The 235-nt window shown below is 43.4% G+C and carries 1 protein-coding gene; it reads right to left on the reverse strand.

Going from position 1 to position 235, the window contains the following annotated elements; translation table 11 throughout:
- On the reverse strand, nucleotides 1-235 hold a 235-nt coding region (locus GB932_RS21750; RefSeq protein ID WP_497755934.1), incomplete at both ends, for a malic enzyme-like NAD(P)-binding protein.

Consider the following 235-nt stretch of genomic DNA (forward strand, 5'->3'; position numbering starts at 1 on the left):
AAGATCAGCAATAGCGTGTACAGCAGCCAGTTTCATGGCTTCATTAATTCCTGTAGCCTGTACATCCAATGCTCCACGGAAGATATAAGGGAATCCCAATACGTTGTTTACCTGGTTAGGATAATCACTTCTTCCCGTTGCCATGATCACATCTTTACGGGTTTCCAGTGCAAGGTCATAAGCAATTTCCGGATCCGGGTTGGCAAGAGCAAATACAATAGGATTTTCATTCATG

Origin of the sequence: Microbacterium karelineae (assembly GCF_009745985.1) — a bacterium.
In the GTDB taxonomy this organism is placed as follows: domain Bacteria; phylum Actinomycetota; class Actinomycetes; order Actinomycetales; family Microbacteriaceae; genus Microbacterium; species Microbacterium karelineae.